This is a genomic window from Enterobacter cloacae complex sp. IR5412 (assembly GCF_049237385.1).
Lineage (GTDB): Bacteria > Pseudomonadota > Gammaproteobacteria > Enterobacterales > Enterobacteriaceae > Enterobacter > Enterobacter intestinihominis.
On the sequence record NZ_JBMKHQ010000001.1, the window covers coordinates 534,338 to 552,793 of the forward strand.

Genomic DNA, 18,456 nt, shown 5'->3' on the forward strand with positions numbered 1-18,456 from the left:
GATCAATGCGCTCAGTGGACATCGGGCAATTAGTTTGTAACGATTTGATAATATCGGTATTTATATCATCAATAAAAAACGAATTTTTACGCACAGGCCGCCCAGATTTTCACTGGGCATCAGCTGAAGATGGCTGCGGTGCAGGCGGGCAATATCGTTGGCCAGCGCCAGGCCAATGCCGGACCCGGCGGCATCGCCCACGTTATCCAGCCGATGAAACGGCAGCATGGCCTGGGAGATCTGGTCTTCGGCAATACCCGGTCCGCTGTCCTCCACGCTCAGCTCAACGGCATCGTTATCCATGCGCAGGTATACCGTCACGATGCCCTGCTCCGGCGTGTATTTGATCGCGTTCTCCAGCAGGTTAGCGCAGAGTTCGCCCAGCAGAACGTCATCCCCCTCAATCATTACCGGCTGTTGTACGCCGTCATAACCGAGATCGATACCCTTGCTGCGCGCCTGTGCCAGCCGCGAAAAGCAGCAGTTTTGCACCACCTGCACCAGATCGACAGGGGCAAACTGTCGCTCCCCCTGCTCTTTCCGCTTCACCGCCGAAAGCTGTAACAGCCTTTCCGTCAGCACGATGGTGTTATCCAGCGTAACGTTCATTGCCCGTAAGCTCTCCTGCCACAGCGCCGGATCGTTACGCGTCAGAGCAACGGATACCTGCGTTTTTAGCACCGCCAGCGGCGTTTTGAGCTGGTGTGAGGCATCGGCATTGAAGCGCTCCTGCCGCGAAAGTACGCCGCGCAACCGGTCGATGTAACGGTTAAACGCCACAATCAGCAGCCGCGTTTCCGACCAGGGCAGCAGCTCCGGCAGCGGGGCCAGCAGCCCGGGTTCACGGCGCACCATCAGCGAAGAGAGTTGCCGCATTGGGCGCAGCACGCGGCGCAGCAGCCAGGCGGTCAGGACCAGCGTCAGCAGCACCAGCAGCCCCTGCGACACGAGTGAGGAAAACAGCAGCTGTGTGGCCAGATAGCGCCGCGACTGCAACGTTTCTGCGACGTAAATTTCCGCCATCCCGAACACGTTATCTTCGTTAACCGGCTGGAGCAGCTTCGCCACGCGGATCGCCTGCCCGCGATACTCGGTATGATAAAACCACGCCAGCGCCGGATAGTGAGTGGTGCGCGACGTGGAGGGAGGCATATTTGGCAGATCGTCATAGCCGGAGATCGTCCGCCCGTCAGGGTCAACCACCTTGTAGTAGAGGCGATCGTTCATGTTCAGCTCAAAGCTGTCGAGCACGACCCAGGGCACGTTCACCAGCAGCTTGCCCTTGTGCACCACCAGCCGCTCAGACACGGTGCGAGCCGAGGATAACAGCGTACGGTCATAGGCCTGCGTCGCCGCCTGTAGCGCGCTAACGTAGCTGTTAAAGGCTGACAGCCCCCATAACAGCAGCAGCGGCAAACCCAGAAAGAGCAAAAGTTGCAGGTAAAGCGACTGCGGCTTAACCCACTTCATCGCCGCACTCCAGCACGTAGCCCAGTCCCCGGAGGGTGGTGATCCTCACGCCGCTGCCGGTCAGCTTCTTACGCAGGCGGTGAATATAGAGATCGATACTCTCGGGGCTGACGTCGTCGTTCAGGCTGAACACCTGGTCGAAGAGCTGTTGCCGGGAGACGGGACGGGTCCGGCGGTGCATCAGCACCTTCAGTAAAGAGAGCTCGCGCGGCGTGAGGGAAAGGGGTTCATCGCGCAGCAGAAAAAAGCCTTCATCATCGTACTCCAGCTCTCCCAGCCGCTGGCGCTCCTGGGTTCGCCCTTCGCTGCGGCGCAGCAGCGCGCGCAGGCGGGCATCAAGCTCCTCCAGCTCGAACGGCTTCGGAAGATAGTCATCCGCCCCGGCATTCAGCCCTTTCACCCTGTCTGCCACGTTGCTGCGGGCGGTGAGAAACAGCACCGGCAGCGTCTGCCCGCGCTTTCTCAGACGATGCACCACCTCCAGCCCGTCGAAGCCGGGCATGCCGATATCAAGGATCGCGACGGCATAGTTTTCCCCCTGCAAAAGGTGATCGGCCGCCCGTCCATCGTTGACGCAATCCACGGCAAATCCGCTTTGTACCAGCGCTTTCTCCAGCCAGTGAGCCAGCTCACGATTATCTTCCGCGAGTAAGAGACGCATATCACATCCTGTAAAGTTGGTGTCGCAGTGAAAGGGAAATGAAAGGTTATTGTTTTAACAATCACGCAACGGAACCGCTACAAGGTGGTTCACATAATCAGAAAAAAGACACCCGTACTCGTACTCCCGGTTCTCCGGCGTGAGGATAAACGATGAAAAAACAATTACTTTCTACCCTTGCTGCAAGCGCATTGCTGTTGAGTGCCTCTGTCGTCCAGGCGCAGGACACCCCGTCCCGCACCGAGTGTATCGCCCCGGCCAAACCCGGCGGCGGCTTCGACCTGACCTGTAAGCTAATTCAGGTCAGCCTGCTGGAGACGAAGGCCATCGAGAAACCAATGCGCGTCACCTACATGCCCGGCGGCGTGGGCGCGGTAGCCTATAACGCCATCGTCGCCCAGCGCCCTGCTGAACCCGGCACCGTGGTGGCCTTCTCCGGCGGCTCGCTGCTGAACCTGTCGCAGGGGAAATTTGGTCGTTATGACGTAAATGACGTGCGCTGGCTCGCCACCGTGGGCACCGATTACGGCATGATCGCCGTTCGCGCCGACTCCCCGTGGAAATCCCTGAAAGATCTGCTGACCGCCATGGAAAAAGATCCGAACAGCGTGGTGATTGGCGCAGGCGCCTCTATCGGCAGCCAGGACTGGATGAAAGCCGCGCTGCTGGCGCAGCAGGCCAAAGTGGATCCGCACAAAATGCGCTACGTGGCCTTTGAAGGCGGCGGTGAGCCGGTGACGGCGCTGATGGGCAATCACGTGCAGGCAGTATCGGGCGATCTCAGCGAAATGGTGCCCTACCTGAGCGGGGATAAGATCCGCGTGCTGGCGGTCTTCTCAGAAAACCGTCTGCCGGGCCAGCTGGCAGACGTCCCAACCGCCAAAGAGCAGGGTTATAACCTGGTCTGGCCGATCATCCGTGGCTTCTTCGTCGGGCCAAAAGTGACCGACGCCGAGTACCAGTGGTGGGTGGATACCTTCGCAAAACTTCAGCAAACCGAGGAGTTCAAAAAACAGCGCGATCTGCGCGGGCTGTTTGAGTTCAACCTGAACGGCAAGCAGCTGGACGAGTACGTGAAAAAACAGGTGAATGACTACCGCGAACAGGCGAAAGCCTTTGGTCTGGCGAAATAACCGGAGGCGCTATGAGCGATCGCATTTTTGCCGGGATATGGCTGCTGCTCTGCATTGGCGGCCTGTTCGTCGCCTGGCAGATCCACAGCGAATACAGCTATGAACCCGTGGGGCCACGCCCCTTTCCCGTAGGCATTGTCGGCCTGATGCTGCTCTGTTCGGTGGCCCTGCTGCTGCGCCATCCGGACACCGTGGAGTGGCCGCCACGCCGCACGCTGCAACGTCTGCTGGTAATGGTGATTGTTCTGCTGATGTACGCGTGGGGCTTTGAGTGGCTCGGCTTCCCGATCGCCACCGCCCTGCTGACGATGGTGATTGGCATACTGTTTAACGCCTCGCTGCCTGCGGCGGGGATCTCCGGGGTCGTACTGGGCATTTTACTCTGGTACGCCTTCGACCGCCTGCTGGACGTGACCCTGCCGCTCGGCGCATGGTTTAACTAACGGAGCACGCTATGGATACCTGGATCTATCTCTCTCAGGGGTTCGCGGTAGCGATGACCCCGGAAAACCTGGTGATCGCCCTGATCGGCTGTTTCGTCGGGACGATCGTTGGCCTGCTGCCGGGCCTTGGGCCTATCAACGGCGTGGCGATTTTACTGCCGCTGGCCTTTGCGCTGCACCTGCCTGCGGAGTCGGCGTTGATCCTGCTGGCGACGGTTTATATCGGCTGCGAATACGGGGGGCGTATTTCCTCGATACTGCTTAACGTGCCCGGCGATGCCGCCGCCATTATGACCGCGCTGGATGGTTATCCGATGGCGCAGCAGGGACGCGGCGGCGTGGCGCTCTCTATTTCCGCCGTCAGCTCGTTCTTTGGCTCCCTGATCGCCATTGGCGGCATCATCCTCTTCGCCCCGGCGCTGGCCCAGTGGTCGCTGGCGTTTGGTCCGGCCGAGTATTTTGCCCTGATGGTATTTGCCATCGCCTGTCTCGGCAGCATGATGGCGCAGAATCCGCTGAAGTCGTTTTTGTCTGCGTTGATTGGCCTCAGTCTGGCCACCGTCGGCGTGGATGCCAACACCGGGGTTTATCGCTTTACCTTCGACAGCGTTCACCTGTCCGACGGCGTGCAGTTCATTGTCGTCGTGATTGGCCTGTTCTCTGTCTCAGAAATCTTACTGATGCTGGAACATACCAGCAGCGGGCAGACGCTGGTGCGCAAAACCGGCCGCATGCTCTTTAATGCCAAAGAGGGGGCACAGTGTGTGGGTGCTACCCTGCGTTCGTCGGTGATTGGTTTCTTTGTCGGCATCCTGCCCGGCGCGGGGGCGACCATCGCCAGCGCCATCACCTACATGACCGAGAAAAAGCTGAGCGGCAACAGCGACAGCTTCGGTAAGGGCGATATACGCGGCGTGGCGGCGCCAGAGGCAGCCAATAACGCCTCGGCCTGCGGCTCGTTTATCCCGATGCTGACCCTCGGCGTGCCGGGCTCCGGCACCACGGCGGTGATGATGGGCGCGCTGACGCTCTATAACATCACCCCGGGTCCGGCGATGTTTACCGAGCAGCCCGATATCGTCTGGGGCTTGATTGCGGCGCTGCTGATCGCCAACGTGATGCTGCTGGTGATGAACATCCCGCTGATCGGGCTGTTCACCCGCATGCTGACCATTCCCCTGTGGTTCCTGGTCCCGGCCATCGCCGCCGTCTCTGCGGTTGGGGTGTACGCGGTGCACAGCACCACCTTCGACCTGGTGTTAATGGTGCTGCTCGGCGTGCTGGGCTACATTCTGCGCAAGATGCACTTCCCGATGTCGCCGCTGATTTTAGGGTTTGTATTGGGGGAAATGCTGGAGCAGAACCTGCGCCGCGCCCTCTCCATCAGCAATGGCAACATGGCGATCCTGTGGGAGAGCAGCGTGACGAAGATCCTGCTGGCGATGGCGATCATGGTGATTGTCGTGCCGCCGGTGCTGCGCTGGATGCGTCGACGCCAGCAGAAACCGCAGCCGGATATCGGCTGATTAGCCCCTCAACAGGGCATTGACCCACTGCCTTAACGCCTGGCGGGAGATCTTTATCCCGCCATTTTTCAGTTCTGACGGCAGCGCCAGCCAGTGTACCGGCTGCTCAAAGCGTGCCAGCCTGCCCTGAACCCACTCCGGCAACAGCGTGATATCCGTGCCCGGCTCACATTCCACTACCGCCACCGGGCGTTGCCCGTATTCGGCGTCATCCAGCGGGACGATAAACACCTGGCTAACCTGCGGATGTGAGACGATAACGCGCTCCAGCGCTTCCGGCTGGATCCCTTCTCCGCCGCTAAAAAAGAGATTGTCCATTCGGCCCAGAATGGTCAGGCGTCCGTCATGCCACTCGCCGCGATCGCGGGTGGCGAACCAGCCCTGCTCGTTGACCAGCGGCAGTAAGGCGCCGTCTCGCCAGTAGCCCGCCGCCATGCTTTCCGCCCGGATCCAGACTTCACCGTTCACCACCTGAAGGTCTCTGCCCGGCAGCGCGCTGCCCACGTCCGGCGCGCCGTCGGCCTCTTTGGCGCAGACGGTGGAGGCGAACTCGGTCAGACCGTAGCCGCAGAACGTGCGGATCCCCTGCTTGCGCGCCTGTTCGGTCAGCTCAACGGGGATTTCCGCCCCGCCGAGCAGCACGGCTTTCAGCGCAACGGGATGGTGTGAATTGAGCAGCCGCCACAGCTGCGTCGGCACCAGCGAGGCGTGGGTACAGCCCTGCAGGGCCTGCTCCAGCGGCTGTTTTTCACGCACGGTGAGACGGCCTCCGCCCTGCAACCAGCGCCACAAAATCCCCTGACCAGAGACGTGAAACAGCGGCAAGGACAGCAGCCAGTCGTCATCACCGCCATAAGGCATCAGCGACAACACGCCTTTTGCGCTGGCAAGGTGGGCGGCACAGGTGTGCACCGCCGCTTTCGGCAAGCCGGTGGAGCCGGAGGTGAGCGTCATTGAGGCCAGCCGTTCTGCCCGCCACGTCACGCCGCCCTGCCCCTCTCCCTCTCTTAATACCAGCCCAGACAGACCGTCATACTCACCGTTAAGCACCAGCGCAAAGCGCAGGGTCATCTGCGGCAGGAGGACGTCCAGCAGCGGTCGGGGAAGCTGAGGGTTCACCGGCAAAATGCGGGCGCCGCACTGAAGCAGCGCCAGCCAGGCCAGCAGGGTCTGCGGATGGTTGTGGGCGAGCAGCATGACGCCGTCACCGTCCCTGACACCCTGAGACTGAAAACCGGCTGCCAGACGATCGATACGCTCGCCCAGCTGTGACCAGTTGAGCGTTATATCGTCTAAACGCAGCGCGGGTGTATCGGCACTCCTGGAGCGCCAGTGCCGCCACGGCCAGTCGGTAAAAGTCATTGCAGCGGCTCCAGCGTCCCGACGTCGAGGCACGGTAAGGTGCTGTCCGGCCACTGGCGAATCAGCTGGGCCTGCATCAGGTTTAGCGTATCAAGACCGGGAACGGTGTCCGGCGTTAACCATGCAGCGATGCGCGCCAGCTGCGTCAGCCCGAGGCTGGATTCGATGGATGAACTGATCACCGCCGTCAGCCCTGCGGCATGGGCCGCCGCAACCTGCTCGCGCACCGTGTCGAGGCTGCCGGTCAGCGTTGGCTTAATGACCACGGCCCCGACGCCCGGCTCGGCGACAAACGTAAAACCGGCTTCGCGCAGGCTCTCATCCCAGGCAATGGCAATGCCGGTTTCCCGGGCGAAGGCGCGAGAGTCGTCGCGCGTTTTGCACGGCTCTTCGAGAAACGCGATGCGGTTGCGGTACGCCGGGTTGACGTACTTCGCAAACTGCTGCGCCCTGAGCGGCGTCCAGGCGCGGTTGGCGTCCAGGCGCAGGTGCAGATCGGGAATGGCTTCTAGTAACAGGTTAACCACCATCCCGTCGCGCACCGCTTCGTACAGGCCGACCTTAATTTTCGCCACCTTCTCGCCAGGCATCCCGGAGAGCAGCGCGAAAAGTTCATCCGGATCGCCGGAACAGAGTGGCGCGGCGCGATAATTCGCCGCATCCGGCAAACGGCCGTCCAGCTCTGCCAGCGCGCAGCTGATGCCGAACGCGACGGAAGGAACGTCCGGCAGCGACGGATCTGCCCCCTCACGCCATTCGTGCGTCCAGGCCATCAGCGCCGCCTGCGCCTCATCCAGCGTTTCCAGGCTAAAGCCCGGAAGCGGGGCGATTTCGCCCCACCCTTCCCGCTCGCCCTGCCGGAGATGCACGAAAAAGCCATCACGGGTTTTTAACCGCCTTTCACGCAGTACCACGCCCGCGTCCATCGGTATCTGCCAGCGGTAAACCTGCGCGCGACGCATTACGGGTTCCGTTTGTATTTGCTGAAGTCTGGCTGGCGTTTTTCGTTGAACGCGTTGCGCCCTTCCTGACCCTCTTCGGTCATATAGAACAGCATGGTGGCGTTACCCGCCAGCTCCTGAAGTCCCGCCTGACCGTCACAGTCGGCATTGAGGGCTGCTTTCAGGCAGCGCAGCGCCATTGGGCTGTTTTGCAGCATTTCGCGACACCAGCGCACGGTCTCTTTTTCCAGATCGGCGATCGGCACCACGGTGTTAACCAGCCCCATGTCCAGCGCTTCCTGGGCGTTGTACTGACGGCACAGGAACCAGATTTCGCGGGCTTTTTTCTGGCCGACGATGCGCGCCATGTAGGACGCGCCCCAGCCGCCGTCGAAGGAGCCAACTTTCGGGCCAGTCTGACCGAAAATGGCATTTTCCGCCGCGATAGTCAGGTCACACATCATGTGCAACACGTGACCGCCGCCGATGGAATAACCTGCCACCATCGCAACCACTGGTTTTGGACAGGTGCGGATCTGGCGCTGGAAATCCAGCACGTTCAGGTGGTGCGTGCCGGCATCATCCTGGTATCCGCCGTAGTCGCCGCGGACTTTCTGATCGCCGCCCGAGCAAAAGGCTTTCTCCCCTTCCCCGGTGAGGACGATGACGCCGATGTTGTCGTCGTAGCGTGCATCCGCCAGCGCCTGGATCATCTCTTTTACGGTCAGCGGACGAAACGCGTTGCGTACCTGTGGACGATTGATGGTGATTTTGGCGATACCATCGGTGGATTTGTGGTAGCGAATGTCGGTGTAGCCTTCGGAGCAGTCCTGCCATTCAACCGGCGCGTAAAGCATGTTTTCATCAGGATAGATCATAGCGTGTCCTTTGTTCGATAACGTAGTATCTGAGCCAGACTCGCGGCAACCGCTTCCGGGTTGTCCCGGTGGGCGTTGTGTCCGGCATGAGGGATAGCATGACGCATGGCGTTAAGTTCAGCAGCGATGGCTGCAAACTTCCCGTCACGTTCGCCATAGAGATAGTCGAAAGAAAAATCACGCGCGGTGAGCGCGGGACGTAAATCAGGCTGAACGGCAAGCGAGGTGGCTTCCAGCATCTCAGCCAGCCTCGGGCCGTTGTTCCGGCTACGCAGCGCGATCAGCGCGTTGCGCTGTTCATCCGTAAGGGAGGTAAAGACCGGCTGTTGATACCAGTCGGCAAAGACGGCTTCAAGCGGCTCACTGCGAAAACGTGACGCCCAGCGGCGGTCCGAGGTCAGCCGCGCCTGGCGCGCCTCGACGTCTTGCAGCCCAGGGTGTCCACCTTCCACAATCACCCCGTCTAACCCCGCAGGATGCTGGCAGGCATGGAACATCGCAATGCGGCCACCGAGTGAGTACCCTACCAGCCAGTAATTTAGTATGTTGTAACTAATTAAGGTATACGTGAGCAATTCACTTACCTCTGCAAACCCCGTCACGCCCGTATCCGCTGAACCACCGTGCCCGGGCAGGTCAAGGTAGAGCCTGGGGTAGTCATGCAGCGACGCCCCAACGGTCTGCCACTCACGACAGTCACCGGAAAAACCGTGCAAGAAAACCAGCCAGGGGTAGCCTGATTTTCCGGGCAGAGTGACGCCAGCGAGGATCACAGGTGACTCACCTGCGCCAGCAGATGTTGCAGCTTCTGCGCGCCGTCAGAATCGTTTACCACCAGCTCAATCAGCGTCGCGCCAGGCTGCCGCCAGGCGGTGTTCAGCGCCGTCTCCAGCGCGTCCCAGTTTTCCGGGCGATGGTACTTCAGGCTGAACATGGCGGCGGCGTGTTCGAACTGCACGTTTTGCGGCATCAGATAGAAGCGCTCACGTTCGCTTTGCGGCGTCGGCAGCAGGGAGAAAATCTGTCCGCCGTTATTGTTAACAACAATCAGCACGAACGGAGCCGACGCCTGACGCAGGAGCGCCAGCGCGTTGAGATCGTAGAGGGCTGAGAGATCCCCCACAATCGCCAGCGTGGATTTTGCGCTGGCCCGCTGTACGCCAGCGGCGGTGGAGATCAGCCCGTCAATGCCGCTCGCGCCCCGGTTGCTGTATACCGGATAACCCGCGGGCAGCTGCGAAAAGGCGTCAATCAGGCGCACCACCAGGCTGTTACCGACAAAAAGTTGCCCCTGCTCGGGAAGATATTTGCGGATACGGTGCGCCAGCCCGGCTTCACTGAACTCCTCGCACTGCGCTTTGGTGAGTTCCCACGCCTGACGCGACAGCGCCGGGATCTCCACCGCCCAGGGTTTGCGTTTTTCCGCCGGATGCAATTCCAGCCAGCTGTCAATATCGCTCACCAGGCGGCGACCGCGATGGTGCGCCGGGTCAAGGCGTCCTTCGAGCGGATCCACCAGCCAGTACTCTTCTGGCGTACAGGTGGCCTGCCACTGGAGCAGTCGCTTGCCCGTCAGGCTCGAGCCCAGCTGGACGACAATTTGCGCCTGCGCCAGCTCGGTGACCGCTTTCGCGTTCCCCAGCCAGAGGTCAGCGCAGGGCAGCGGCTGGCCCGTCTGGGAAAGCACGTCACCAATCAGCGGCCAGCCAAGCGTTTGTGCCCACTCCGCCGCCAGCTTGCCTTCCGCCGCACTCATCCGCCCGGCAATCACCACCCCGCGCTTCTGGCGCCAGAAGAACCAGTCGCGCTGCTTAGCGCTTTCCAGATGCGTCTGCTCACGCAGCCAGGGCTTTTCGCTCTCCCACCATTCTCCCAGCTGCTGTTGCCAGGCTAGGCCGGTCTCGTTCATTTCGCCGTACAGCGGTTCGGCAAACGGGCAGTTAATGTGCAGCCCGCCGCTGCGCAGTGCGTTCATGGCGTGGTCGAGAGTTGAGACCAGCCAGCTGGCGGGAATATCCTGGGTGGGGCGCGGCAACGAGACCGTCTGTGAAGGATGCGAGGCAAAAATGCCAGGCTGACGAATCGCCTGGTTCGCGCCGCAGTCAATAAGTTCCGGAGGACGATCGGCGGTGAGTAAAATCAGCTTTTCGCCGGTTAACCCCGCTTCAATCAGCGCCGGATAGAGGTTTGCCACCGCCGTGCCGGAAGTCACTATCACCGCCACGGGCGCGTTGCTGACTTTCGCCAGCCCGAGCGCCAGGTGGCCGAGACCACGCTCGTCAAAATGGGTGTGATGAATAAAAGCCCTGTTTTCCGCCGCAACAAGGGTGAGCGGCGTGGAGCGAGAGCCCGGAGCAATACACACATGCCTGACACCATGGCGGGTCAGGGCTTCAAGGATCACCGTCGCCCAGCGTCGGTTAAAAGAACTTACTGACATGAGATTGTCCAGTATCAAGAATGCGACACAGTATAAATAATAGAAAAAGTCAGAATTTTGATATGAATCGGGATTGCACGAATCAGTATTAATCCCTCAGGAGGAGGGAACGCAGCCCGGCGGCCTTATTTTCGATCTCCTGCCACTCCTGCTCTGGATCGGAGCCGCTGACGATGCCCGCCCCCGCATAAAGACGCAGCGCGGCATCATGAACGCGGGCGGAGCGTAATGCCACGCAGAACTCGCTTTGATCGCGCGATAAATAGCCCGCCGATCCGGCGTACCACTCCCGGTCAAACGGCTCCACTTTCGCAATAAATTCTCGCGCTGCCTGACGCGGCAGCCCGGCCACCGCCGCCGTCGGTTGCAGAATATGCAGACACTGCTCGTCATCAGACTGTTTGAGTTCGGTCCAGATACAGCGGCGTAAATGCTGCACCTTGCGCAGACGCAGCACCTGCGCTGGGAGGATCTCCAGCGTCCGGGTATGGTGCTGAAGACGCTGGCAGATATCTTCCACCACCAGCATATTTTCCCGCTGATTTTTGTCGTCGTTCATCAGCCAGTCGCCCAGACGCTGGGCCTGCTTATCGTCAGAATGGCTGGCGACGGTGCCTGCCAGCGCTTCAGTGCGCAGCAGCATGCCGCGTCGCCGCCACAGTCGCTCGGGCGTCGAGCCGAGGAACGCGTTGCTGGCGTCAAAGACCATACAAAAATGATAGCAGTTGAGGTTTAGCGCGCGGCTGGCGGCCATTAGCGCGATGGCGTTCACGGGCTGCTGGCACTGCACGTCTGTAGCACGTGCGAGCACCACTTTCTCAAAATCGCCGCGAGCAAGGGTATCCGTCGCCTGACGAATCAACGCCAGCCATTCCGGTTTTTCCGGATGATGGGTTTCCTGCACAATCTGCACGGACAACGGGCGGATCGGCGCGGCGTCGCGCAGGTTATCAATAAACTTCAGTGCGTCACCGGCATCGTCACACAGCGACGTTTCGCTCCACAGTTGCAGGCGCAGCGTGGCGACCCCGCCAGACCGTCGCCAGAGAAGGCGCGGTAAAAACAGATTTCCCTGTGCCGGGTTGAAGGCGTTCAGGCCGCAGATACGGGTATCATTGGCTACGTCATGGGTGTGCAAAAACCGGGAAGCCGAGGCCAGAGAGTCAAAATGGGCGAGGCTTCCGAGCGCGGCAAGTTCTTCATCACCGCTCCGCTGTTGCCAGTAAAACTGGGGATAGCATCGCTGCACACCCAGCCAGGCCAGCGGATCGAAGGCGTCGTTTAACGGGAAAGAGACATCGAAATGGCGTAAACCGGGTGTAGCGGGTAACGCTTGCGCAAGCTGAGTGCGCAGGCGTTCCAGCGCGATGGAAATCGAATGCACGCGAACCTCTCCCTGTTAAAACCTTACATTATACGGGGTACTGATGATAAATAGCAGTACCCACGTGTAGGGAGGGGTTTACCGGCTTAACGACGGGCTAACAGCAGGCCCAGCACCAGCCCTACGGCCGCACCGACCCCAATGCCCTGCCACGGCTTTTCGTGCACATAATCGTCGGCACGATAAACCGCCTGTTTGGCGCGGTAGTAGTAATTGTCGGATGCGTTGCTGACGCGGTTTTTCACGTCATGCAGCGCCTGCTCGGCGCGGGCTTTGAGCTCAATGTACTTCTGATCGGCAGGATCGCCTGAAGAGCGCAGTACTTCTTCCAGCGTTTCGCTTAACAGCGTTAAATCGTCGTCTGCTCGGGTATCCCAGGATTGAAATGACATATTTTTCTCCATGTTAGTACACCAGTCCGATAACTATAGACAACGTCTCGCTATTGCGCCTGTTTCGCTTCGCGCGCCATACCGATGTGTGGGATGCCATCTTCATCGTAAATGTCCGTGACCGGGGTAAAACCAAAATGGCCATAGAATGATTGCAAATGCGCCTGCGCGCCCAGGTATAACGCCTTGTCTGGCCACCGTTTCAGGCATGCGTCCAGCGTTTTTTCCATCAGCTGATAGCCCAGCTTTTCACCGCGCGCGCTTCCGCTGATAATGACGCGGCCAATGACGACAGGGTCAAAATCCTCTTCGCTTTTCAGAATCCTCGCATACGCCACCAGCTCGTTATCGCGCCAGCCGAGGATGTGCCGGTTCTCGCCGACCAGGTCATCGCCGTCGATATCCTGATACGGGCAGGTTTGTTCAACCACAAAAACTTCGCAGCGCAGTTTGAGCAGGGCGTAGAGTGACTGAATAGTCAGTTCGCTGTGGTGTAGATCTTGCCACTGGATCATGTGTTTCTCCTTCCTGGGGTTCATCACGTTATACTAAACCCCTTCCCATTCGGCAAAGGGCTGATTGCGTTATGGAACTGATTTTTCTGGGTACGTCCGCGGGCGTGCCAACCCGCTCACGCAACGTGACGGCGATTCTGCTGGATCTTAAGCATCCTACCCGCGGCGGGCTGTGGCTGTTTGACTGCGGCGAAGGTACGCAGCATCAGTTGCTGCATACCTCATACCACCCGGGGAAAGTGGATAAAATATTTATCACCCATCTGCACGGCGACCATCTGTTTGGCCTGCCGGGCCTGCTGTGTAGCCGTTCGATGGCCGGTAACGCTAACCCGCTGACCATTTATGGCCCTGCGGGTATTCAGGCATTCGTTGAGACCACGCTGCGCCTGAGCGGCTCGTGGACCGATTATCCGCTGGAGGTGGTTGAGATCGGCGAAGGTCTGGTGTTCGACGACGGAGATTACCAGGTGCGCGCTTACCCGCTTAACCATCCGGTGGAATGCTACGGCTATCGCGTTGAGGAGCATGACAAGCCCGGCGCGCTGAACGCCGCCGCGTTGCAGGCCGATGGGGTGAAACCTGGCCCGCTGTTCCAGCGTCTGAAGCACGGCGAGACCGTCACGCTGGAAGACGGGCGCGTCATCAACGGTCAGGATTACCTTGCGCCGCCGCAGCCGGGCAAAAAACTGGCTATTTTTGGGGATACCGCCCCCTGCCCTTCGGCGCTCCGGCTTGCCGGGGGTGTGGATGTGATGGTGCATGAGGCAACGCTGGAAGCGGCGATGGAAGAAAAAGCCAATAGCCGGGGGCACAGCTCAACGCGTCAGGCCGCGCAGCTGGCGCGCGAGGCTGGCGTCCGGAAACTGATTGTCACTCACGTCAGCTCACGCTATGACGTCCGCGGCTGTGAAAGCCTGCTGGCAGAGTGTCGGGAGGTGTTCCCGGCATGCGAGCTGGCGGAAGATTTTGCTCAGGTCAGCGTTTAGTCCTTCATTTTTCCCTCAGGGTGCCGATAACGATTAAAAGGCCAGCATTTCTCTTGAGGGTAGAATGGATAATTTCCAGAAAGATATTGATGACAGGGCGAACCTGACCCAGTCCAACCGTTTTGAACTGTTGCTGTTCCGTCTTGGCACCTCTCTGAACGAAAATAAATCCGAGCTGTTCGGCATCAACGTGTTCAAACTGCGCGAAATTGTGCCGATGCCGACCTTCACCAAACCAGCGGGAATGAAGTCTCCGCTGATGGGGATGGTAAATATTCGCGACCAGGTGATCCCGGTGATCGATCTGGCCGCCGTCGCCGGCTGCAAGCCAGCCACCGGGCTAAACATTTTGCTGATCACCGAATATGCCCGCAGCGTGCAGGCGTTTGCCGTGGAATCGGTGGAGAACATCATGCGTCTCGACTGGAAGCAGGTGCACGCCGCGGAAACCGCCGTCAGCGGTCGCTACATCACCAGCATTGCCTGTCTGGACGATAAGACCGATACCAACGATCTGGCAATGGTGCTCGACGTGGAGCAGATCCTGTATGACATCACCCCGGCGAACCACGATCTGCACGCCACCCATCTGGAAACCACCAAATTCAACATCAAGCCTGGCTCTGTCGCGATTGTTGCTGAAGACTCGAAAGTAGCGCGCTCAATGCTGGAGAAGGGATTGCAGGCAATGGAGATCCCGGCTCAGCTGCATATCACCGGCAAAGACGCATGGGAGAAAATCACTCAGCTGGCCGCGCAGGCTCAGGCTGAGGGCGTCCCCGTTACCGATAAGATTGCCCTGGTATTAACCGACCTCGAAATGCCGGAGATGGACGGCTTTACGCTGACGCGCAAAATCAAAACTGACCCGGTACTGAAAGATATTCCGGTGGTGATCCACTCGTCTCTTTCCGGCAACGCGAACGAAGATCATATACGCAAAGTGAAGGCTGACGGCTATGTGGCGAAGTTTGAGCTGAATGAGCTGTCGTCGGTGATTGAAGAGGTGCTGGACCGCTCGATGAAGAAGATTGACGGGCCGCTTATAAGCAGGAAGCAGTTAGCTTAGTCGGGTGGCGCTTCGCTTACCCGACCTACAAGACCTGTAGGCCCTGCAAGCGTAGCGCCGCTGGGCAATAAAAAACCCGCCGAGGCGGGTTTTTTGCTTTTACATCAGCGGCATCGCGCGCTGCACAATCTCAATCAGCGGCTGCGGATAGATACCGAAGATTAGCACCAGAAGCGCGGAGATCAGCACCACGATCCCCCCGGCGCTGTACTGCCAGTTGGACGGTGCATCACGGTTGAGCTGCTGAGGCGCGCTCAGGTACAGGCTCACAGCCACACGCAGGTAGTAGTAAAGACCAATCGCGGAGCCGATAACGACACCGGCAGTCAGCCACCACAGACCCGCCTGCACACCGACGGCCAGCACGTAGAACTTACCGATAAAGCCCAGCGTCATCGGGATACCCGCCAGAGAGAGCATCATCACGGTCATTACCGCAGACAGAATCGGACGGTGCCAGAACAGACCACGGTAGGAGAACAGGGAATCTGCATCCGGGCCACGGTACGGGCTGGACATCAGGCTCACCACGCCGAACGCGCCGAGGCTGCTGAACAGGTAACCGGCCAGATACACACCCACGGTTTCCATCGACATCTCACCGCTTTGCAGCGCAATCAGCGCCACCAGCAGGTAGCCCAGATGGGAGATTGAGGAGTAGCCCAGCAGACGCTTAATGTTGGTCTGGCTCAGCGCCATCAGGTTACCGAAGATGATGGAGACGAACGCGATAATGCCCAGCACCACGCGAACCGCTTCGCTGTCACCCACCGGGGCGTACAGGAACAGACGCATGACCACGCCAAAGATAGCGATTTTGCTCGCCGTCGCCAGGAAGGTAGAGACCGGCGCTGGCGCACCCTGATAAACGTCTGGCGTCCACAGGTGGAACGGCACCAGAGAGAGTTTAAAGCCAAGGCCAACAATCATCATGCCCAGACCCGCCAGCAGCAGCGGCTCATGCATCATGCCGTCGCCGAGGCTCTTGCCGAGCGCCAGGAAGGAGAGGTTACCCGTCTGTGCATACAGCAGCGCGATACCGAACAGCAGGAACGACGACGCAGCAGCGGACATGATGGTGTACTTGATCGCCGCTTCCAGTGAGCGTTTCTGGCGGAAGGCGTAACCAATCAGGCCGAACAGCGGCAGTGAGATCAGCTCAATACCGAGGAACAGCGCGGCCATGTGGTTCGCGTTCGCCAGCAGAATGCCGCCCAGTGCGGCAATCAGTACCAGCAGGTAAAACTCTTCTTTGTTGTCGTTGTACCCTTCGAGCCACGGGTACGCAAAGGTACAGGTTGCCAGGCTCGCCAGCAGCACCAGACCGGTGTAGAGCATGGCGTAGCCGTCAACGCGCATCAGCGGCGTGACGTCCATTGCGCCCGCCTGGCCAACAAACCAGAGGGAGACTAACGCAGCGTTCAGACCCAGAACGGACAGGGTCGCATTCAGGAAGTGATTGCGTCGCCACGCAATGGAGAGCATCACAACCACCACCGTCAATCCGACGATCAGCAGCGGTAGCAGCGCGATCAGTTGTTGTGGAGTTATTGTCATGGCGAATTACGGCCTTGTAGTAGAAGCAGAATTAACAAACCACTGCTGGATGTTACCCATCGCGGAGTGCGAGGTATCCAGAATCGGCTGCGGATAGAAGCCCAGCAGCACCAGCAGTACGACCAGCAGCAGGATGATGGACAGCTCACGCAGCGACATCCCCGGCAGTTCTTTAGCAGCAATTTCGCTCTTCGCTTTACCGAAGTAGGCGCGGTGCAGCATCGCCAGCGAGTACACGGAGGCGAACACCAGACCAAAGGTGGAGATGACGGTAATCATCGGAACCACTTTGAAGCTGCCGAACAGAATCATAAATTCGCCAACGAAGTTACCGGTACCTGGCATACCCAGGGTGGCAACCGCGAAGAACATGGAGAGTGCAGGCAGCCATTTCATTTTGCCCCACAGGCCGCCCATCATACGCATGTCGCGGGTATGCAGACGTTCGTACAGCTGACCGCACAGGATGAAGAGACCGGCAGCGGACAAGCCGTGCGCAATCATCTGGATCACCGCGCCCTGGTACGCCAGCTGGCTACCGGTGTAGATGGCAATCAGTACGAAGCCCATGTGGGAAACGGAGGTGTAAGCAATCAGACGTTTGATGTCGTACTGCGTGAAGGCCATCCATGCACCGTAGAAGATACCGATCACGCCAAGCCACATGGCAATCGGCGCAAACTCTGCGGAGGCGTTCGGGAACAGCGGCAGGGAGAAACGCAGCAGACCGTAGGCCGCCGTTTTCAGCAAGATACCCGCCAGGTCAACGGAACCCGCCGTTGGCGCCTGAGAGTGCGCGTCCGGCAGCCAGCCGTGCAGCGGAACTACCGGCATTTTCACCGCGAAGGCGATGAAGAAGCCGAGCATCAGCAGGTATTCCACACCGTGGGACATCGGGGTCTTCAGCAGATCTTCATAGTTGAAGGTCCAGACGCCGGTGGCGTTGTAATGCACAAACACCAGCGCCAGGATGGCAATCAACATCACCAGACCACTCGCCTGGGTGTAGATGAAGAACTTGGTGGCCGCCGTGATACGCGTTTTACCGTCGGATGCCTTGTGGCCCCACAGCGCGATCAGGAAGTACATCGGCACCAGCATCATCTCCCAGAAGAAGAAGAACAGGAACATGTCGATGGCCAGGAACACGCCGATAACGCCGCCCAGGATCCACATCAGGTTCAGGTGGAAGAAGCCCTGGTATTTTTCGATTTCTCGCCAGGAGCAGAGTACCGCCAGAACGCCGAGCAGACCGGTCAGCACGACCATCAGCAGCGACAGACCGTCAATCGCAAGGTGGATCGTGATACCGAAACGTGGGATCCACGGCAGAATGAACTCAGATTGCCACTGCGGAAGGCCCGCAGACTGGGTCAATGAGTAGCCACCCTGCAACCACAGTTGCAGGCCAAGCGCGAGCGTCAATCCCATGGTGATCAGCGCGATCCAGCGCGGCATCTTCACGCCAAAGCGTTCAGTCTGCCAGCACAGGAAGCCGCCGATGAAGGGAATTAATATTAGCCAGGGTAATAACATGGCGATTTTTATTCCTTGTTAAAGTCCCTCAGGGACCGATTTTCAACGAATTCGACAAAATTCACGTGTTAGTGCGGTTTGTGGTGTCGGGTGACGATCACGCTTACCCGACCTACGGTCTCGTAGGCCCGGTAAGCGCAGCGCCACCGGGCAAAAACCA

Annotated in this window: 17 protein-coding genes; 5 read left to right on the forward strand and 12 right to left on the reverse strand. The window is 59.4% G+C overall.

Features of this window, described 5'->3' with window-relative positions; all coding sequences use genetic code 11:
* Nucleotides 1–60 precede the first annotated feature (60 nt).
* Both ACOTX2_RS02535 and tctD read right to left on the reverse strand, forming a co-directional pair.
* Nucleotides 61–1,470 (reverse strand): sensor histidine kinase, encoded by a 1,410-nt coding sequence (locus ACOTX2_RS02535; protein ID WP_063147693.1) that lies wholly within the window; start codon nt 1,468–1,470, stop codon nt 61–63.
* Entirely contained in the window at nt 1,457–2,131 is a 675-nt protein-coding gene (tctD, locus tag ACOTX2_RS02540) for a transcriptional regulator TctD (RefSeq protein ID WP_046619087.1), read from the reverse strand. The genes ACOTX2_RS02535 and tctD overlap by 14 nt, the downstream gene beginning before the upstream one ends.
* Before the next feature lie 152 nt (nt 2,132–2,283).
* On the opposite strand from tctD, the gene ACOTX2_RS02545 reads away from it, so the two are divergent.
* From ACOTX2_RS02545 to ACOTX2_RS02555, 3 genes are read left to right on the forward strand one after another with little or no spacing between them, the layout of a single operon-like run.
* On the forward strand, nt 2,284–3,264 hold the full coding sequence (locus tag ACOTX2_RS02545) for a Bug family tripartite tricarboxylate transporter substrate binding protein (RefSeq protein WP_022648812.1): 981 nt from the start codon (nt 2,284–2,286) through the stop codon (nt 3,262–3,264).
* 11 nt (nt 3,265–3,275) lie between these two features.
* Complete coding sequence (locus tag ACOTX2_RS02550; protein WP_022648813.1) at nt 3,276–3,707, forward strand: tripartite tricarboxylate transporter TctB family protein; 432 nt, start codon at nt 3,276–3,278, stop codon at nt 3,705–3,707.
* Between the two features lie 11 nt (nt 3,708–3,718).
* Nucleotides 3,719–5,233, forward strand: a complete 1,515-nt coding sequence (locus tag ACOTX2_RS02555; protein WP_023300617.1) for a tripartite tricarboxylate transporter permease — start codon at nt 3,719–3,721, stop codon at nt 5,231–5,233.
* Here ACOTX2_RS02555 and menE read toward each other — a convergent pair whose 3' ends face one another.
* From menE to ACOTX2_RS02595, 8 genes are all read right to left on the reverse strand, one after another.
* On the reverse strand, nt 5,234–6,595 hold the full coding sequence (gene menE, locus ACOTX2_RS02560; RefSeq protein ID WP_063147692.1) for an o-succinylbenzoate--CoA ligase: 1,362 nt from the start codon (nt 6,593–6,595) through the stop codon (nt 5,234–5,236).
* Nucleotides 6,592–7,557, reverse strand: a complete 966-nt coding sequence (gene menC / locus ACOTX2_RS02565; protein WP_058677678.1) for an o-succinylbenzoate synthase — start codon at nt 7,555–7,557, stop codon at nt 6,592–6,594. The genes menE and menC overlap by 4 nt, the downstream gene beginning before the upstream one ends.
* The gene (menB, locus tag ACOTX2_RS02570; RefSeq protein ID WP_014832749.1) at nt 7,557–8,414 is read right to left on the reverse strand and encodes a 1,4-dihydroxy-2-naphthoyl-CoA synthase; all 858 of its coding nucleotides are present in this window, start codon (nt 8,412–8,414) and stop codon (nt 7,557–7,559) included. The genes menC and menB overlap by 1 nt, the downstream gene beginning before the upstream one ends.
* On the reverse strand, nt 8,411–9,187 hold the full coding sequence (gene menH / locus ACOTX2_RS02575; RefSeq protein ID WP_063147691.1) for a 2-succinyl-6-hydroxy-2,4-cyclohexadiene-1-carboxylate synthase: 777 nt from the start codon (nt 9,185–9,187) through the stop codon (nt 8,411–8,413). Before menH ends, menB begins: the two co-directional genes overlap by 4 nt.
* A complete protein-coding gene (menD, locus tag ACOTX2_RS02580) occupies nt 9,184–10,854 on the reverse strand; it encodes a 2-succinyl-5-enolpyruvyl-6-hydroxy-3-cyclohexene-1-carboxylic-acid synthase (protein WP_063147690.1) in 1,671 nt (556 codons plus the stop codon). Before menD ends, menH begins: the two co-directional genes overlap by 4 nt.
* Before the next feature lie 88 nt (nt 10,855–10,942).
* Nucleotides 10,943–12,238: an isochorismate synthase MenF gene (menF, locus tag ACOTX2_RS02585; RefSeq protein WP_063147689.1), complete on the reverse strand. Its 1,296-nt coding sequence runs from the start codon at nt 12,236–12,238 to the stop codon at nt 10,943–10,945.
* Between the two features lie 86 nt (nt 12,239–12,324).
* On the reverse strand, nt 12,325–12,630 hold the full coding sequence (elaB, locus tag ACOTX2_RS02590; protein ID WP_022648821.1) for a stress response protein ElaB: 306 nt from the start codon (nt 12,628–12,630) through the stop codon (nt 12,325–12,327).
* 50 nt (nt 12,631–12,680) lie between these two features.
* Nucleotides 12,681–13,145: a GNAT family N-acetyltransferase gene (locus ACOTX2_RS02595; protein ID WP_023300622.1), complete on the reverse strand. Its 465-nt coding sequence runs from the start codon at nt 13,143–13,145 to the stop codon at nt 12,681–12,683.
* Nucleotides 13,146–13,216: 71 nt separating this feature from the next.
* On the opposite strand from ACOTX2_RS02595, the gene rbn reads away from it, so the two are divergent.
* Nucleotides 13,217–14,134 (forward strand): ribonuclease BN, encoded by a 918-nt coding sequence (gene rbn / locus ACOTX2_RS02600; protein WP_022648823.1) that lies wholly within the window; start codon nt 13,217–13,219, stop codon nt 14,132–14,134.
* Nucleotides 14,135–14,198: 64 nt separating this feature from the next.
* Complete coding sequence (locus ACOTX2_RS02605; RefSeq protein ID WP_023306639.1) at nt 14,199–15,203, forward strand: chemotaxis protein; 1,005 nt, start codon at nt 14,199–14,201, stop codon at nt 15,201–15,203.
* Nucleotides 15,204–15,302: 99 nt separating this feature from the next.
* On the opposite strand, the gene nuoN is transcribed toward ACOTX2_RS02605, so the two are convergent.
* Both nuoN and nuoM read right to left on the reverse strand, forming a co-directional pair.
* The gene (gene nuoN, locus ACOTX2_RS02610) at nt 15,303–16,760 is read right to left on the reverse strand and encodes an NADH-quinone oxidoreductase subunit NuoN (RefSeq protein WP_046619075.1); all 1,458 of its coding nucleotides are present in this window, start codon (nt 16,758–16,760) and stop codon (nt 15,303–15,305) included.
* Between the two features lie 6 nt (nt 16,761–16,766).
* Nucleotides 16,767–18,296: an NADH-quinone oxidoreductase subunit M gene (gene nuoM, locus ACOTX2_RS02615; protein WP_023300624.1), complete on the reverse strand. Its 1,530-nt coding sequence runs from the start codon at nt 18,294–18,296 to the stop codon at nt 16,767–16,769.
* Nucleotides 18,297–18,456 lie beyond the last annotated feature (160 nt).

Excerpts from the sequence above, each read along its gene's own strand:
- ACOTX2_RS02535 (WP_063147693.1), bottom strand. The coding sequence starts at position 1,470 with ATGAAGTGGGTTAAGCCGCAGTCGCTTTACCTGCAACTTTTGCTCTTT.
- tctD (WP_046619087.1), bottom strand. The coding sequence starts at position 2,131 with ATGCGTCTCTTACTCGCGGAAGATAATCGTGAGCTGGCTCACTGGCTG.
- ACOTX2_RS02545 (WP_022648812.1), top strand. The coding sequence starts at position 2,284 with ATGAAAAAACAATTACTTTCTACCCTTGCTGCAAGCGCATTGCTGTTG.
- ACOTX2_RS02550 (WP_022648813.1), top strand. The coding sequence starts at position 3,276 with ATGAGCGATCGCATTTTTGCCGGGATATGGCTGCTGCTCTGCATTGGC.
- ACOTX2_RS02555 (WP_023300617.1), top strand. The coding sequence starts at position 3,719 with ATGGATACCTGGATCTATCTCTCTCAGGGGTTCGCGGTAGCGATGACC.
- menE (WP_063147692.1), bottom strand. The coding sequence starts at position 6,595 with ATGACTTTTACCGACTGGCCGTGGCGGCACTGGCGCTCCAGGAGTGCC.
- menC (WP_058677678.1), bottom strand. The coding sequence starts at position 7,557 with ATGCGTCGCGCGCAGGTTTACCGCTGGCAGATACCGATGGACGCGGGC.
- menB (WP_014832749.1), bottom strand. The coding sequence starts at position 8,414 with ATGATCTATCCTGATGAAAACATGCTTTACGCGCCGGTTGAATGGCAG.
- menD (WP_063147690.1), bottom strand. The coding sequence starts at position 10,854 with ATGTCAGTAAGTTCTTTTAACCGACGCTGGGCGACGGTGATCCTTGAA.
- elaB (WP_022648821.1), bottom strand. The coding sequence starts at position 12,630 with ATGTCATTTCAATCCTGGGATACCCGAGCAGACGACGATTTAACGCTG.
- ACOTX2_RS02595 (WP_023300622.1), bottom strand. The coding sequence starts at position 13,145 with ATGATCCAGTGGCAAGATCTACACCACAGCGAACTGACTATTCAGTCA.
- rbn (WP_022648823.1), top strand. The coding sequence starts at position 13,217 with ATGGAACTGATTTTTCTGGGTACGTCCGCGGGCGTGCCAACCCGCTCA.
- ACOTX2_RS02605 (WP_023306639.1), top strand. The coding sequence starts at position 14,199 with ATGGATAATTTCCAGAAAGATATTGATGACAGGGCGAACCTGACCCAG.
- nuoN (WP_046619075.1), bottom strand. The coding sequence starts at position 16,760 with ATGACAATAACTCCACAACAACTGATCGCGCTGCTACCGCTGCTGATC.
- nuoM (WP_023300624.1), bottom strand. The coding sequence starts at position 18,296 with ATGTTATTACCCTGGCTAATATTAATTCCCTTCATCGGCGGCTTCCTG.